Origin of the sequence: Eubacterium sp. F2 (assembly GCF_046244355.1) — a bacterium.
In the GTDB taxonomy this organism is placed as follows: Bacteria; Bacillota; Clostridia; order Peptostreptococcales; family Anaerovoracaceae; genus Aminicella.
Map to the genome: position 1 here is coordinate 1,868,110 of NZ_CP176393.1, position 12,461 is coordinate 1,880,570.

Here is a 12,461-nt window from a genome sequence, read left to right on the forward strand (position 1 = left end):
GCCGTTTATCAGCGACAGATGCCTATTGTAGTTTCATCATTATTTAGCGATTCTTTTCATCATTAAGATACGTAAAACGTTTTTCTAAGTCCTCATCCCAACATTCATCACCGATACTTTTCATGCATCGTAACAGTTGATAGATTTTCTGCAAAGAAAAGCCTTGATGATTGTTTTTAAATCCTCTGAAAGTAGAGTAGTTGACTCCGGCCAGATCACAAACATAACGCATATTATAAGCGCTAGAAAGATTCCTCAGCAATTCTTCAGGGACGTCGTCGTTACTTTCGCTACGCGAATCATACTCATATGACCACGCAAGAGTGGCATTGGTATCTTCATCATGCATTATGTATGGCGAATAGTCTTCGTAAGACAGCGATTCTTGTTCACGAAGGATTTCCCACTCCTTGTCGGTAACTTCAATATGAATTCTCGTGAGTTCTACCATTTCATCATCAATGAAATTTTTACATTTCTTGTAATAGTGATAGGCGTGCATAAGACTGGCTGTGGCCAGGGATGGGTCCTTTCCATTAATCTCTAAAATTGGATCGCAAATACCTGGGAAATCGTTTTCGTTATTCCAGGTAGCAATTTCCGATAATTCCACCGTGTAGATTGATCTTATTGTTTTCATGATATTCCTCCTCAACGACTAATACATATTTGTATTACTTTTGATAGTTATAATGTAATACATTCTTGTATTATAGTCAAGAAGAAATAATACAAATTTGTATTATTTTATATGAATAAGATCCCTCTGCTGTCATAAATCGATTCAGAATTTGCGTTTTCACACCGGATCGCGCGATCTAAAGCCATAACAAGAGCAACGGCTCCATCGATCTTCTCGGTCGATTTTTCCTTATCCATCTTGATGTTTCCAGCAGGATCGGTCCGAACAAAAACGTTATCCATCATCCATCGGAGGACTGGATGGCCGCCATGCGCGATTTTCTGGTCCAGTGTAAGCCGCATCAGCTCCTTGGTAGGCGGGTTCATATCTCTGTACCCCTGGCCGAAAGGCACGACGGTAAAGCCCATGCCTTCTAAGTTCTGGACCATCTGGACGGCTCCCCAGCGGTCAAAGGCAATTTCTCGGATGTTGTACTTTTCTCCAAGGCGCTCGATGAATTTTTCGATGAAGCCGTAGTGGATGACGTTTCCTTCGGTGGTCAGAATTGCTCCCTGCTTCTGCCAGAGATCGTAAGGAACGTGATCTCTTCGGACGCGCAGGTCCAGCGTGTCTTCCGGCAGCCAGAAGTAGGGGAGAACGACGTATTTATCATTATCGTCTTCTGGAGGGAACACGAGAACAAAAGCGGTGATATCGGTGGTGGAGGAAAGGTCCAAGCCTCCGTAGCAGACTCTGCCATAGAGGTCTTCCTCCCGAATTTTAAAAGAGCAGGCGTCCCATTTATCCATCGGCATCCAGCGGACGGACTGCTTGACCCATTGATCAAGACGTAGCTGGCGGAAAGCGTTTTCTTCCTGCGGGTTCTGCTTGGCAGATTCGCAGGCGGCTTTGACTTTATCGATGCTGATCGTAACGCCAAGAGAAGGGTTTGCTTTCTTCCAAACTTCAGGGTCTGTCCAGTCCTCATCCATTGCGGCGCCATAGATCACCGGGTAAAAGGTCTCATCGTGCTTTCTTCCTTCCAGGATGTCTTCTGCCTTCTGGTGCAGCTCATAGCAGATGGAGTTTACGTCGTTTCCGGCTGTTGTGATGATGAAGTGGAGCGGGTTCTTCCTTGCGTCCGATGTACCCTTTGTCATCATGTCAAAGAATTTCCGGTCTTTCTGGACCCAGAGCTCATCAAACACCAGGCCAGACACATTCACACCGGACTTTCCGGCGACCTCTGCAGACACGGCCTTGTAGATGCTGTTGGTGGGGCGGAAATGAATGGTCTTTCGGCTGGGGCGGATATCGCAGTATTTCTTAAGCGTTTTATGGAGCTTGACCATGTCGCAGGCCACATCGAACACCAGAGAGGCCTGGTCCCGGTCCGCGGCGCAGCCGTAAACTTCAGCTCGCTGCTCACCGTCTGCACACAGCATGTAGAGGGCCACAGCCGCGGCAAGCTCGGATTTCCCGCACTTTTTTGGAATCTCAATGTAGGCGGTCGTAAACTGCCGGCAGTCGTTTGGCTTTAACACGCCGAATAAGTCGCGGATGATCTGTTCCTGCCAGGGCATTAAGTGAAAGGGCTTGTTGTAAAAGTCGCCCTTCGTGTGGGAAAGCTGCTCGATGAACATCACCACTAAGTCAGCTGCTGCTTTATCGTAATGCGATGTCTCTGCCATAAATTTTGTGGGTCTGTATCTTTCCAAATTCATTCCTCCAGGGCAAAAGAAAAGAACGCCAAGAGGCGTTCCGAGTGTGTTTATCTTTAATTGTATTGATGAATCAGGGCTGCATAGGCGAGCTGGCTTGTTTCATCTTCTGGCTCGATGTCCCAGCCGCGGTCGTAGCGGAGAGTCGTTTTGCTTCCAACGCGGAGCTTCATCTTGCTGATCCTGCCGCCCTCGATTCCGTTGTCCGAAGGCTCATCGTAGTGTTTTAGCTCGTATGTTACCGTTATTCCATCGATTTCAAGCGTTCCTTTTTCCCACATGGCGGCCTCCTTATGCGATTGTAAATTCGATTCCTTTCTTGGTTTCCGGCTCGTCCGTACCAAAGTGGTGGTCGTCCTTTCTTGTGACAATCTTGAGCGCTCCCATCTTCCAGCCGTTTTCGCAGAGTCCATAGATTCCATCCATCAGGCCTGTGCTCTGGTCGGTGATTACGATGGCGCTGATTCCGGCTTCCCTTAAGGTATCCGCGAAATCCTTCATGTCCTTTTCCCAAGGCAGGTCTTCAACTTCGAAGCAGTCCGCGCCGTGGTAGTTCATGTTCTGATAAGCCCAGTAGGCTTTCATGGCGCCGTCCGTGTAAGGAAATGGGGTTTCTTCTTCGAAGGCCTTTACCAGGGCGGTGCCCTCATCGTATTTTTCTTCGTCGAAAAGCTTGCTGCGCTGCTTTCTAACCGCTTCTTTCTTCTCCTGGTAGCCGCAAACTGTTTTGTACATGCTCTCAAAATATGCGTTTTTCATGGTCTTTCCTCCGTTTTGTCTTTTGTTCTTTTTGCATGTACATATATCACTCTAAAGCCTTGAAATAGCAAGCTTTATGTGGGTTATTCTGCCTTTATTTTTCGCTTCCTGTCAGGATGAAATGAACGTACTCTTTCCGGTGTTCTTCAAGGTAAAGAACCAGGTCGTAATAGTCATAGTCAAAAGCAATCCGCTGAACAGCAATGGTATCCAGCATATTGGTTAAGCCGCTTCTTTGAATGGCGAGGATCTGCTTCTTAATGGTTTCATTCATGGCTTCTTCCTACCTTCCGCACGAGGTCTTCTCCAAAGATGACATTTAGTCCAGACCCGTTATCCCAATGGACCAGGATGGATCCGGTGTCGTCAACGCCGTAGACGGTTCCAAGCGTTCCTTTGGGCGGCGCCTGGACATCATCCATTTTGATAAGCTCAACTCTCGTTCCGGCTGGGTAGCCGGAGCGGAGGAGGGCCAGGGTTTCTTTTCCAATGATGCTCATGCGTTAACATCCTCCTTTGCTTCTGGGACATTTCTAAATGCGGAGTTTCCGGATAAGTTCTTTAGAAGGATCTTCCGGTCCATTTTGTAATCCGGCCCGATAAAGCCTAATCGCAGAAGGAAGCAGCGGAAAGCGTATTTTTCGTTGGTTACCTCAGAGGCTCTGCTGCTGACTCTGGACTGCTCCTTGCTGAGCTTGCAAAGAAGGGTGATGAAATCGGTGTAAGCTTTGACTTCGTCTGGCTCCGGCATTTTCTTAAACCATGGGAAGCTGACCCTGTCATCGTTTACGTCGATGCTCAGGTCGTCAATTCCAAAGGACTTCTTGATGAGATTTCCTTTTGCCTTAAGAAAATTGGAAAGGTTGGTGACATTTACTTCGTCAATTGAAATTTCAATGGTCAGGTCCGTGTCTTCTTCAGCGTTTTCCGTCTCATCTGGAGTATCGGGTTCATCCGCGCCGCTGTCATCTTCCGGGGTGAAGTCTACCTTCTCAAGCTCCGTTGCGATGTAGTTTAGCTTTTCTTCATCCTCGCAGGTGACGCCGCCGTCTTTATCGATGGTGACGTTTCCCACTTTGTATGCGCAGGTCGGCATGAACTGGTATTCGGATGTGTCTCCTGTAATGCGGCAGATTTCTGTGACTAAGTCTTTCCGTTCTTCTCCTGTTACGCTGTAGCTTAATTTCATTTTCGTACCTCCTTGGTTTTGTTTCTTTTGGCAGGTACATACATCACTCTAAAGCGAAGAAATAGCAAGGGAATACTGCTTAAATTCAAGGATTATACAAGATTCTCGTAAGGAATCTTCTTTCCATCGCGGAGGACAAACACATCGGAGGAATCATCCCTATATTGAATGTACCGATTCACCGCAACGTCCACGAACTTGGGCTCAAGCTCAATTCCGTAGCAGATGCGGTTCAGCTGTTCGCAGGCAATCAGAGTGGAGGCGGACCCAAGAAAACCATCCAGGACCAGGCCGTTGCTCTGGGTGCACTGCTTGATGAGGTAGGCGATGAGAGGCACCGGCTTACTGGACGGGTGGCCGAAGCCATCTTCCTTGGCGTTCTTGATTCCGTCAAACTCAAAGACCGACTTTTGTTTCTGGTCTCCATACCAGATGTGCTTTCCGTCTTTCCGCCAGCCCCAGATGATCGGCTCCATGTTGAATTTCCAGTCGGTCCTCATCAGAGGAGCGCGAGGTTTCTTCCAGACCAGGCCAGCGCCAACCTTAAATCCGGCGTCTTCATAAGCGTCGTAAAAGACTCTTGCTTTCATGGTGGCGTAAAACACATAAATGGAAGCGTCTTTTGCCATGGCATCATGAAAGCGGGTGAAGGCGGAAAGCAGGAACTTGTATCCCTCTTCATCGGAAAGATCGTCATTTTTGATTTTGCCAACCGAGCTTTCTAAAGATACAAGATACGGTGGATCTGTGCAAACGAGATTCACCTTTGTATCTCCAAGCAAAGCTGTGTATGTGTTTTGATCGGTAGAGTCTCCGCAGATAACTCTGTGTTTTCCAAGCTGCCAGATGTCACCTGGCTTAGAGAAGCATGGCTTTTCCAGCTCAGCATCCACGTCGAAATCGTCATCCTCAGCTTCTGTATCCACATCCATCAGTTTTGCGAGATCCTTTTCATCAAAACCAAGAAGGGAAAGGTCAAAGGCGTTTTCCTGAAGATCAGACAGCTCAACAGAAAGAAGGTCTTCATCCCAGCCAGCGTTTAAGGAAAGCTGGTTGTCTGCAATAATGTAGGCGCGCTTCTGGGCTTCAGTTAAGTCTTCTGCAAAGACGCAAGGGATCTTGTCATAGCCTTCCTCGCGTGCAGCCTGAACGCGTCCGTGTCCAACCAGGATGTTATAGTCCGAGTCGATGACAGCAGGGGAGACGAATCCGAATTCCCTTAAGGATGCTCTTAGCTGCGCGATCTGCTCCTTGGAATGCGTCCTTGCGTTTCTGGCATAGGGCACCAGTTTATCGATCGGTACCTGCTCTAACTTTTTTGTGTTCATTTACTTTCCTTTCCTGGCCCTTAAAAGAACTTCCATCATGTCCGCTCCCGGATCGTCCTCAAACTGCTCGGTGCAGTTTTCCTTCACGACATCGTAGATTTCATACCAGAGCAGATTCGCGGTCTTCTGAAACTGATTAGACATCTGAATGAATGGGGAAGCGACTACGCCGCCAGTCGTCGGGTGTTTCCCTAAAAAGCCGTAGGTACTGATGGCGTTTTCGCACTGAATGTATCTTGCGAAGGCCTGCGAGTAGGACTCAATCAGGCGAGGATTAACCAGCTTTTCGCAGTGGCGTTCTTTCAGCCAGAGCCAGGTCTCTTCATAGATCTCATCCGCACCAAGGGGCTTACCATTTTTCTGCCTCGCAGAAAGGTAGTCGCTTGGCTTTGGCATATCAGTGCCTTCGAGGACCGCACCTTCCGGGAGATCCACCGCTTCAAGCTGCGCATATTCGAGGTCCGGGATATCATTACTCAAGATTTTTACTTTCTGGCCCTTGGCGATCTTCTCTGCTGCGGGAGTTGGCTTGTCTCCAGCTCTTACACGTCTTCCGCCGCGGTAGGTTCCGTCTTTTGCCATTTTTCCTCCTTATCTGAACGATCCCATGAAAGTGAAGTTACTTGATATGGGATGCTTAAAAAGGTTATATTTCTGTTGATAGAGCTCACCACGCATAAGGCGGTAACGTACTGCGGACCACGGTGAGACTTTTTTTATTCTGTTTCAGACCTTTAATCCCCCGTTTGAACTGCAATTTCTGCACGCGAGAGGGGGCGCCGGTCTCCAGAGAGGCTCGCCGTAGAGATCTTTCCTCCCCCTGGGTCAGCGACTTCCTTTCCGTTTATGCATTTTCTCGTGGCAGGAGTGGCAGAGGCTCATCAGGTTATTTTCCTCGCTGCTCCCGCCCTCGGACAGCGGCACGATGTGATGCACCTCCTGCGCCTTCACGTACCTTCCTTCAAGAAGGCAGCGCTCGCAGAGTGGGTGCTTATGGATGTAGCGGTCCCGGATTCTCTTCCAGGGCCTGCCGTACCTCTTCCCGGTGGAGTAGCCGCGGGTGAACGTGTCGTAATGACGCTGCATCATCTTTTCATGCTCCTCGCAGTAGGTGCGTTCGGTCAGGCGAGGGCATCCTGGGTAGCGGCAGGGCCGCTTAGGTTTTCGTGGCATGGCTTCTCCTTTCGGGCAAAAGAAAACCTCGCAAGGGGATTTCCTTACGAGGCTGCTTTATCCTAACTTTCTACACTATCATTTTACTCTTTAGATTCATGCACTCAAGTGAAGTGAACTGCACTCGACTGCACATGACTGCACTTAACTGCACTCTTCATTGATGACCCGGTCCAGCTCCTCAAGAGCGTAGCCGTGAAGGGAGTAGACCCAGCGAAGGGAGTAAAACATGTTTAAAGAGATCGTTTCCCAGGATTCGTTTCTAAAGTAGCGGGAGATCAGAACGGTCTGATAGTCTGGCTTCTTGATCTTTCCGATGTAGTCCAGGGCCTCCGTTTTCCTTTCCGTCAGGTCGTCTTCGTCGTGCTTGATCTCTTCCTCTAAGCTCAGCATCTTCACGATGGTTTCTTCCAGGCGGGAAGGCTCCGCGTTTTTACTTTTCGGAAAATTAGAGAAAGCGGGGGAGCTGACGGAGCGGGCTAAGTCCCGCATGACAGAAAGCCTCTCTTTCTTTGCTTTGATCCTGGCTTCCTCCCGGGAAAGTCCTCTTAGATATTCCTTTGCATTCATAAGCATTCCTCCCTCAGCTTTTCAATTAAGTAGTTCCCGTCGACTTTAGTGAGAGACTTAAACCAAGTCGAACGGAAGAAGCGTTCATCTTCTTTGACTTTTCCTTTGTTGATGTTAGAAGGTCTATTCTTCATGCGTCTTAAATCCTGCCGGTAGTCTTTGACTGCCTGAAGGACGATCGCGTCTGCTAATTTCTGATAAGGGTCCATTAGTTCACCTCCAGCTGCGCTTTGACCGCATCGATCAGTGCGGCCTGCGTTTTATCTTTCCGTTTTAAGGCTTCCATCACGTTTTCATCGATGGTGCCTCTTGTGATGATGTGGTGGATAACCACAGTCTCTTTCTGGCCCTGCCGCCAGAGTCTGGCGTTGGTTTGCTGGTAAAGCTCCAGGCTCCAGGTTAAGCCAAACCAGATCAAAGTCGATCCTCCTGTCTGAAGGTTCAGGCCGTGACCTGCGGAAGCAGGGTGGAGGACAGCAAGAGGAATCCTGCCTTCATTCCAGTTGTGAATATCTTCACTCGTTTTGATCTCCCGGACCGGAAAACGCTTCTTGATCCTCTCTAAATCATGCTTAAACCAGTAAGCGATTAGAACCGGCTTTCCGTTTGCACTTTCAATCAGGTCTTCCAGGGTGTCCAGTTTCCGTTCGTGAATTTGAACTGCTTTTCCATCGTCACTGTAAACCGCGCCATTTGCCATCTGAAGAAGTTTATTGGAAAGGGAAGCTGCGTTGACCGCGTCGATTTCCTTATCCTTTAGGCTCACCACCATGTCCTTCTTCAGGCTGTCATAGAGTTTCTGCTCTTTTTCACTTAAAGACACCTTGACCTCGTTCATCACGAGTTTTGGCATCTTAAGGTAATCTGCTGCTTTCATGGAGATCGTGATGTCGGAGATTTTTTTATAGATCGCATCTTCTGCTCCAGGAAGCGGCTTGTAGGAAAAAATCACTTGCGCGTTCCTTTTGTCTGGAAGAAAGTAGTTTCTCCGGTACTGGCCGATGTATCTTCCCAGGCGCTCTCCCATGTCCAGGATCCTGAATTCTGCGAAGAGGTCCATGAGGCCGTTAGAAGATGGGGTTCCCGTTAAGCCAACGATCCTCTTTACCTTGGGCCTGACCTTAAGGAGGCTCTTAAAGCGCTTGGACTGGTGGGATTTAAAAGAGGAAAGCTCATCGAGAACCAGCATGTCGTAGTCAAAGGGAAGGCCGGACTTTTCAATTAGCCAAGTCACATTTTCCCGGTTGATGATGTATAGATCGGCTTTTCTTTTCAGCGCCTTCTTCCGCTCTTCTTCTGGGCCAGTTGCAACGGAGTAGGTTAATCCTTTCAGGTGATCCCACTTCTTGATTTCTTCCGGCCAGCTGCTCGTGCAGACACGAAGAGGAGCAATGATTAAAGGCTTCTTTACTTCAAAGCGGTCGAACATCAGCTCTTGGATGGCCGTCAGCGTGATCACGGTTTTCCCAAGGCCGCAGCTTAATAGAATCGCGGATATCGGATGATCGATAATGAACTTTGTGGAGTAGGCCTGGTAGTTATGAGGATTGTATTTCATCTAAAATTCCTCCAATCTGTTCTGGCCGATCGATTAAGTAAACGGAAAAACCTAGAGCCTCAAGCTGGCGTTTTCTCTTCAGCTGAAGAGGCCGCATTTTCTTTCCAGGGGCTTTCAGCTCAATGAAAGCGACTTTGCCTTCCGGAAGTAAAACGATCCGGTCTGGCACTCCGCTCATTCCAGGAGAGATAAACTTAAGCGCTAAGCCTCCCATGGCTTTTACTTCCCGGCGCAATTTCTCTTCGATTTCTTTTTCTTTCATATCGTCCTTTCTTGCGTTCCAATGAGCCAATCCACCCACTTTTTTCTCTATAGAGTGTATATATGTATATATATGTTATATATAGTCTATATTTATATCTATTATTTTTAATAGAATATAGTGGAACAGTGGTACGAGATGCTCCGAACACTTGTATTTACTAGGGTTACGAGGTTCCTTATTTTTCATTCCAGAAAGTGGGTCACCGGAACGGAACACTTCAGATTTCGTTCCGATGATCTAGAAACGGAGGGCGAAATGCCTACCGGAACTTATGGGTGAAGCAGGTTATCTGGAAGGTAAATCCACTGAGGACCGTAAAGAGGGATCCTTGTTTTCTTTTCGTAACGATGCCATCCCAGCTTAATCAGGATGCCCTTGATCCGGTTTCCTTCCGCAATGGTAAGATCGGCACGGTTCTTTCCAAAACACTCGCACCAAATCTCTATGTTAGATACGCTGGTGCGGCTAACTGTCCCGGTGCGCAGATCTTCTCCGAATTCACTTTCACCATTTAGGTAGTTCTTCCTTTCATACAGGGTCATGCTGTCCCAGCCTTCAGGAAGCTTAGTTTGAAGGTAGGTGATTACGGTGCCTTCTCTCTCGTCAGATTCCATGGCGTCAAGCTGCTCCGCTTTCGCAATATCCTGAAGCTCTGGCTCGAGATAGAGCTTTTCACCAGCCTTGGCGTACTCCAGGGCCTCTGCCCAGATCTGGTTGATCTCGTATTCATCCAAATCCCAAGGATGCCTGTCCTTGCTCCCCGGTGTCTTGACTGGCCAGAACCTTCTGTTTCCTGTGGTGTCCCGAAGATATCCGGTTTCTGCGTTGGTGGTGCCAAAGAAGACGCACTGGCGTGGGTGAGGCGTTGTGCGGCGTCCAAAGGACGCCCGGTAGATATCGTTCTGGCGGGATAAAAATGACCTGAGGGTTTCTACTTCCGCTTTCCGAAGGCCCGCCAATTCTCCAATTTCCAGGATCCAGTAACCCTGGAGCTTCTCCGCTGCGGTCTTGTCTCTGGTGTCGCTAAGGTTTAGAGAATCCGAGAACCATTCACCTGCGAGTTTTGCGATCAGGGTGGACTTTCCAATTCCCTGAGGGCCGTTTAAAACCAGCATAGAGTCAAACTTACAGCCTGGATGCATCACGCGGCACACAGCCGCGCAAAGCGTCTTTCTGGTGACGGCCCGGACATAGGCATTGTCTTCTGCACCAAGGTAATCGATGAGAAGGGTGTCGACTCGAGGGACTCCATCCCACGCGGGAAGTGATGCAAGAAACTCGCGGATAGGGTGATAGGACCGGTCGTCCGCCACTCTTGCCAGAGCGATCTGGTAGAAGCGCTGTGAAAAGTTTCCATAGTGTTCATCCACATAGCTTACAAGCTGGGCGTCGTCTGCATCCCTCCAGTACTTGGTCGGATGATTCCAGGGCACATCTCCTTTTATTTCCAGACAGTCAAGCTGCTGGTTGTAGACAATGGCCTTAAGGTTCTCATCGTTCTGAAGAATCAGAGTCAGGTTGCCGAGTTCGTTCTCAATATTTCCTCTCCTGTTTAAGGTGAGCTTTCCCATCCAGTCGTCTGAAGTGAATTCCTCCATGGCCTGCTCCCGGCGCTCTCCGGTAATCAGCTCCCTGACTTTTGCGTCACCACGGGCAAGATCAATCATTGCCTTATACGATGGAAGTTTTGTCACTGGAGTGTCATCTGAGCAAGCTTCATCCAGATCTCTAAACTTATGCAGCCGCACCAGATCAAAGGCGTTTAAGAGTTTTCCGCAGGCTGGGTCGGTTGCGTGGTGGGAGTAGGAGAACTTATGTTCATAAATTACGACGCCAGCTGAAGACTCGCCTTTGATATAGTCATAGCGGCCAGAAATTACTGATGGCGCGTAAACGTCAGGCAGGAAGGTTTCGATCGCATCTTCCACGCTGTAGGCCCGGCAGAAACATCCAATCAGGCCAGGTTTAGAAAGAGGGTCTTCCGCTTTTCTTACTGCGGACCTTCTCACTTCAGACTGCCTGGAAGAAACTGGCCAGGTGGATTCATCCCGCCAGTCGTCGTATCTGGAGAGATAATCATCCGGATCAAAAAGATTGCCATCGTGCTCCTGAAAGAAAAACATCCCGTTTGAAGAGGTGGACGGCCAGTACATCAGCCGGTGGGCTTCATAAGTCGAGTCGTCGAACAGGTCGATTCCAATCTCTTTAGCGGCCATACGTCCTACCGCAGGATACTCGGCTTCCGATACCTCGCGGCTCAGCGGAATGATCATGCGAAGCCTCGGGTGCTCTGGGGTATGCTTATGGGTGGAGTAAATGCAGAAAGCGTAAGGAAGCTTTGACAGGACTTCTTCAAAAACACCTGGCGTGCCAAAGTCCATGTCTAAAGCTAAGGCAGACCTACTGAGGACGTGGCCTTTCTTGCGCCTTCCAGCTTTCAGGTGGCCAAGGACATACCCACCTTTATCTTTAATTTCTGCCTGCTTTGCTTTTGGCATCTTCTTGTATTCTTCTACCGTTTCCGTTGTTTTGATGGTCTGACTGACCCTGGTCTTGAAATCCTCCCAGCTTAAGTCACTGTTTTTCCAGTGAAGCTCTTTTCTGCTGTTTCCATAAGAAATCTTCATGCGCGTTCCTCCTCAATCTGGTCTGTAAGTACTTTCGTGATAAATTTTAGTGCCTCTAAGATCGTGGAAAGTTCAGAGTCTCCGCCAAGGATCAGTTCAAGCCCGCTATTTTCTTTAAAGCAGTTTCGAAGAGGTCGTACCGTGATGTCGGTACCTGCCAGGTCCTCGATTCGGATATAGGTCCTGCTTCCGTGGCCAGTGTCTCCACCCTGGTAGCCGTTAGTTCCGGCTTCGACTGCGAGGATGTTCGCATCGAAAATCTCCCGCTTCCAGGTCTCAATTTCTTTTCCTTTGACCTGCCTTGTATCTATTCTTGTTTCGTACATGTAAACGCCTCCGTCCTGTGAAATCTTCGGATTGGGATTTCTCTTTTTATGGCCTCGGTTGCTTCAAGAAGCATGCCAGATGTGACCCGGCTTCCAAAGATCCAAAGCTCATCGCACTTTGATAAAATTTCTTTATTCATCGAAAGAGCAAGTTCCCGCTCGCCTGGATCGTCATCATCCATAAACTGAGGAAACAGCAGATGGGGAGCTATCGGGATCCCGCCTAGATTTAAAGCGAATCTGCAGTAAGACCTGGCGAGATCTTGGTTTGCTTTCACATCGCCAGAGTAGGGACTGCAGATAAAGATAAGTGGTCTTTCCAT

Annotated in this window: 17 protein-coding genes; all 17 read right to left on the reverse strand. The window is 48.6% G+C overall.

Annotation, left to right across the window (positions count from 1 at the left end; genetic code table 11):
* Nucleotides 1-43 precede the first annotated feature (43 nt).
* Nucleotides 44-640, reverse strand: coding sequence for a hypothetical protein (locus tag ACI77B_RS07935; protein WP_409336316.1), 597 nt, complete (start codon nt 638-640; stop codon nt 44-46).
* A 107-nt stretch (nt 641-747) separates the two neighbouring features.
* Nucleotides 748-2,313: a terminase large subunit gene (locus tag ACI77B_RS07940; protein WP_409337715.1), complete on the reverse strand. Its 1,566-nt coding sequence runs from the start codon at nt 2,311-2,313 to the stop codon at nt 748-750.
* A gap of 86 nt (nt 2,314-2,399) precedes the next feature.
* Nucleotides 2,400-2,624 carry a DUF7678 domain-containing protein gene (locus tag ACI77B_RS07945; RefSeq protein ID WP_409336317.1) on the reverse strand — a complete coding sequence of 75 codons (225 nt, stop codon included), beginning with the start codon at nt 2,622-2,624 and terminating at the stop codon, nt 2,400-2,402.
* Nucleotides 2,625-2,634: 10 nt separating this feature from the next.
* A complete protein-coding gene (locus ACI77B_RS07950) occupies nt 2,635-3,102 on the reverse strand; it encodes a DUF7698 family protein (protein WP_409336318.1) in 468 nt (155 codons plus the stop codon).
* Nucleotides 3,103-3,196: 94 nt separating this feature from the next.
* Nucleotides 3,197-3,376 carry a DUF5049 domain-containing protein gene (locus ACI77B_RS07955; RefSeq protein WP_409336319.1) on the reverse strand — a complete coding sequence of 60 codons (180 nt, stop codon included), beginning with the start codon at nt 3,374-3,376 and terminating at the stop codon, nt 3,197-3,199.
* Entirely contained in the window at nt 3,369-3,602 is a 234-nt protein-coding gene (locus ACI77B_RS07960) for a DUF4314 domain-containing protein (RefSeq protein ID WP_409336320.1), read from the reverse strand. The genes ACI77B_RS07955 and ACI77B_RS07960 overlap by 8 nt, the downstream gene beginning before the upstream one ends.
* Nucleotides 3,599-4,291, reverse strand: coding sequence for a virulence protein (locus ACI77B_RS07965; protein ID WP_409336321.1), 693 nt, complete (start codon nt 4,289-4,291; stop codon nt 3,599-3,601). The genes ACI77B_RS07960 and ACI77B_RS07965 overlap by 4 nt, the downstream gene beginning before the upstream one ends.
* Before the next feature lie 92 nt (nt 4,292-4,383).
* Nucleotides 4,384-5,619 carry a site-specific DNA-methyltransferase gene (locus tag ACI77B_RS07970; RefSeq protein WP_409336322.1) on the reverse strand — a complete coding sequence of 412 codons (1,236 nt, stop codon included), beginning with the start codon at nt 5,617-5,619 and terminating at the stop codon, nt 4,384-4,386.
* A complete protein-coding gene (locus ACI77B_RS07975) occupies nt 5,620-6,201 on the reverse strand; it encodes a terminase (protein WP_409336323.1) in 582 nt (193 codons plus the stop codon).
* A 243-nt stretch (nt 6,202-6,444) separates the two neighbouring features.
* Entirely contained in the window at nt 6,445-6,792 is a 348-nt protein-coding gene (locus ACI77B_RS07980) for an HNH endonuclease (RefSeq protein ID WP_409336324.1), read from the reverse strand.
* Between the two features lie 144 nt (nt 6,793-6,936).
* Complete coding sequence (locus ACI77B_RS07985) at nt 6,937-7,362, reverse strand: hypothetical protein (RefSeq protein ID WP_409336325.1); 426 nt, start codon at nt 7,360-7,362, stop codon at nt 6,937-6,939.
* On the reverse strand, nt 7,359-7,571 hold the full coding sequence (locus ACI77B_RS07990; RefSeq protein WP_409336326.1) for a hypothetical protein: 213 nt from the start codon (nt 7,569-7,571) through the stop codon (nt 7,359-7,361). Before ACI77B_RS07990 ends, ACI77B_RS07985 begins: the two co-directional genes overlap by 4 nt.
* On the reverse strand, nt 7,571-8,920 hold the full coding sequence (locus ACI77B_RS07995; protein ID WP_409336327.1) for an SNF2-related protein: 1,350 nt from the start codon (nt 8,918-8,920) through the stop codon (nt 7,571-7,573). Before ACI77B_RS07995 ends, ACI77B_RS07990 begins: the two co-directional genes overlap by 1 nt.
* The gene (locus tag ACI77B_RS08000) at nt 8,901-9,182 is read right to left on the reverse strand and encodes a VRR-NUC domain-containing protein (RefSeq protein ID WP_409336328.1); all 282 of its coding nucleotides are present in this window, start codon (nt 9,180-9,182) and stop codon (nt 8,901-8,903) included. Before ACI77B_RS08000 ends, ACI77B_RS07995 begins: the two co-directional genes overlap by 20 nt.
* A 272-nt stretch (nt 9,183-9,454) precedes the next feature.
* Entirely contained in the window at nt 9,455-11,812 is a 2,358-nt protein-coding gene (locus ACI77B_RS08005) for a VapE domain-containing protein (RefSeq protein WP_409336329.1), read from the reverse strand.
* Nucleotides 11,809-12,138 carry a hypothetical protein gene (locus tag ACI77B_RS08010; protein ID WP_409336330.1) on the reverse strand — a complete coding sequence of 110 codons (330 nt, stop codon included), beginning with the start codon at nt 12,136-12,138 and terminating at the stop codon, nt 11,809-11,811. The genes ACI77B_RS08005 and ACI77B_RS08010 overlap by 4 nt, the downstream gene beginning before the upstream one ends.
* Complete coding sequence (locus ACI77B_RS08015) at nt 12,120-12,461, reverse strand: DUF4406 domain-containing protein (protein WP_409336331.1); 342 nt, start codon at nt 12,459-12,461, stop codon at nt 12,120-12,122. The genes ACI77B_RS08010 and ACI77B_RS08015 overlap by 19 nt, the downstream gene beginning before the upstream one ends.

Excerpts from the sequence above, each read along its gene's own strand:
- ACI77B_RS07935 (WP_409336316.1), bottom strand. The coding sequence starts at position 640 with ATGAAAACAATAAGATCAATCTACACGGTGGAATTATCGGAAATTGCT.
- ACI77B_RS07940 (WP_409337715.1), bottom strand. The coding sequence starts at position 2,313 with ATGGCAGAGACATCGCATTACGATAAAGCAGCAGCTGACTTAGTGGTG.
- ACI77B_RS07945 (WP_409336317.1), bottom strand. The coding sequence starts at position 2,624 with ATGTGGGAAAAAGGAACGCTTGAAATCGATGGAATAACGGTAACATAC.
- ACI77B_RS07950 (WP_409336318.1), bottom strand. The coding sequence starts at position 3,102 with ATGAAAAACGCATATTTTGAGAGCATGTACAAAACAGTTTGCGGCTAC.
- ACI77B_RS07955 (WP_409336319.1), bottom strand. The coding sequence starts at position 3,376 with ATGAATGAAACCATTAAGAAGCAGATCCTCGCCATTCAAAGAAGCGGC.
- ACI77B_RS07960 (WP_409336320.1), bottom strand. The coding sequence starts at position 3,602 with ATGAGCATCATTGGAAAAGAAACCCTGGCCCTCCTCCGCTCCGGCTAC.
- ACI77B_RS07965 (WP_409336321.1), bottom strand. The coding sequence starts at position 4,291 with ATGAAATTAAGCTACAGCGTAACAGGAGAAGAACGGAAAGACTTAGTC.
- ACI77B_RS07970 (WP_409336322.1), bottom strand. The coding sequence starts at position 5,619 with ATGAACACAAAAAAGTTAGAGCAGGTACCGATCGATAAACTGGTGCCC.
- ACI77B_RS07975 (WP_409336323.1), bottom strand. The coding sequence starts at position 6,201 with ATGGCAAAAGACGGAACCTACCGCGGCGGAAGACGTGTAAGAGCTGGA.
- ACI77B_RS07980 (WP_409336324.1), bottom strand. The coding sequence starts at position 6,792 with ATGCCACGAAAACCTAAGCGGCCCTGCCGCTACCCAGGATGCCCTCGC.
- ACI77B_RS07985 (WP_409336325.1), bottom strand. The coding sequence starts at position 7,362 with ATGAATGCAAAGGAATATCTAAGAGGACTTTCCCGGGAGGAAGCCAGG.
- ACI77B_RS07990 (WP_409336326.1), bottom strand. The coding sequence starts at position 7,571 with ATGGACCCTTATCAGAAATTAGCAGACGCGATCGTCCTTCAGGCAGTC.
- ACI77B_RS07995 (WP_409336327.1), bottom strand. The coding sequence starts at position 8,920 with ATGAAATACAATCCTCATAACTACCAGGCCTACTCCACAAAGTTCATT.
- ACI77B_RS08000 (WP_409336328.1), bottom strand. The coding sequence starts at position 9,182 with ATGAAAGAAAAAGAAATCGAAGAGAAATTGCGCCGGGAAGTAAAAGCC.
- ACI77B_RS08005 (WP_409336329.1), bottom strand. The coding sequence starts at position 11,812 with ATGAAGATTTCTTATGGAAACAGCAGAAAAGAGCTTCACTGGAAAAAC.
- ACI77B_RS08010 (WP_409336330.1), bottom strand. The coding sequence starts at position 12,138 with ATGTACGAAACAAGAATAGATACAAGGCAGGTCAAAGGAAAAGAAATT.
- ACI77B_RS08015 (WP_409336331.1), bottom strand. The coding sequence starts at position 12,461 with ATGGAAAGACCACTTATCTTTATCTGCAGTCCCTACTCTGGCGATGTG.